Below are 1,636 nucleotides of genomic sequence, written 5' to 3' on the forward strand. Positions count from 1 at the left end.
CTTTCTCGTCGGTGCGGCAATTTGAGGCAGACGTGTCATTGACCGAAATTCATTCAACCTCTGGTAGGTTATCATCTACTTATCTTAACTTTTTTATTTCTTTAGATTTTCTTTACGAATCAGCTCTAATTTCTTGATGTAAGCGTCAGCTGTGTCTTGATGCAATAGCGAGTGGGGGAAACCCCCAAGACCGCGCTGCATCGCTGAAAACTTGCCCTATCCATGATTACTATCTGCCCCGGTAACAATTCTGGCATTAGGAAAAACTCTACCCACATTTCTATCTCTATTGGTGTTGCAGTATCCCACGAAAGTCATCGGAGCAATAATTTGACCACTCAAAGTTGCTCCTACCATACTGATTCGCTCCGTTTTGTGTCCTAATTTGAGGTCGTAATATCGTGTTCGATTTCTCACACCAACCTGTATAGTAGTCCTCTGTGTCATCAACTCCCGCTTCATCCACATACACTATTCGCTGTTTGGCATACTGGCGCTTTGTATTTGAGAAATTCCCCTCGTTCCTCTTCATTTCTTTCTTTGTATCCATAAGTTTTTTTTTCGGGTAAATCCAATACGTTTCAAAGCTTTGCCGATGGTCGTGTGACTTATTTCTTCTGGCCACTTTTTTGCCATCTGTTTTTGAGTTGTGCCACCGTTTATGCACGCAAATTGGCGAAACTCCTCTAAATCTCGGATTTTTGGCTGTGGACCCCTTTGATACTTTCTCAAGGCGTGTGAATGTTCCTCTTTGTTCTCTGGCTTTTAGCCAAAGGTCTAACGTATTACGGCTAAGCAAGCAGCATTCGGCACACTTGGGTTTTTTTCTCTCCACGATCTACTGCTGCTACTGCTTTTGCTCGCTCTGCATCGCTATATGGTGATGGCATTTATCCCTCCTTGCTACACTCCATATTATGTGACAATTATGTCCTAACCATCCCTTTTTTGGCTATAGTATGTAGCTGGGTTTAAGCGTTTGAGTTCCAAAAAAATAACCCCTGAGTGTCTTGCTGTTAGATCACAGCTCGACCAACTAAGGGGTGTCTATGGCTGAATTGCGTAAGCTATTTACTACTATCCACAGCGGCTGTATGCGATCGCGTTTTCCCAACGTTAACCAAAGAGTTAACTAATGGTATAACTTCAGGGTAAGACCAGTTGCTCAGACCTCAGACAAATAGTATGTAGCTGGGAAACGCTTTTGAGCTGTTACACAAAAAAAATACCCCTGTCTTGCTCTTAGATCACAGACAGAGGAATTAAGGGGTATCGATGGCTGAATTGCGTAAGCTATTTACTACTATCCACAGCAGCTGTATGCGTACGGGTTTTCCCAACGTTAACCTTATGTATAACTTCAGGGTAAGACCAGTTGCTAAAAAGTATCGGCAACTAGTATCTAGCTAGGAAAAGCCTTTGAGCTGTTACACAAAAAAAATACCCCTGTCTTGCTCTGAGATCACAGACAGAGGAATTAAGGGGTATCGATGACTGAATTGCGTAAGCTATTTACTACTATCAACAGCGGCTGTATGCGATCGCGTTTTCCCAACGTTAACCAAAGAGTTAACCTTATGTATAAGTGATGGTTTAGCCAGTGATGGGGCTTTGGGGCAAGCAATAAGACCCAATA

1 protein-coding gene is annotated in these 1,636 nt (G+C 42.7%); it reads right to left on the reverse strand.

Annotation, left to right across the window (positions count from 1 at the left end):
- Nucleotides 1-216: 216 nt before the first annotated feature.
- Nucleotides 217-447 (reverse strand): hypothetical protein, encoded by a 231-nt coding sequence (locus F6K49_RS47005; protein ID WP_293109372.1) that lies wholly within the window; start codon nt 445-447, stop codon nt 217-219.
- Between the last annotated feature and the right edge of the window lie 1,189 nt (nt 448-1,636).

The sequence above is a fragment of the Moorena sp. SIO3I6 genome, assembly GCF_010672095.1.

Coding starts and splice junctions, on each gene's coding strand:
- F6K49_RS47005 (WP_293109372.1), bottom strand. CDS start 447: ATGACACAGAGGACTACTATACAGGTTGGTGTGAGAAATCGAACACGA.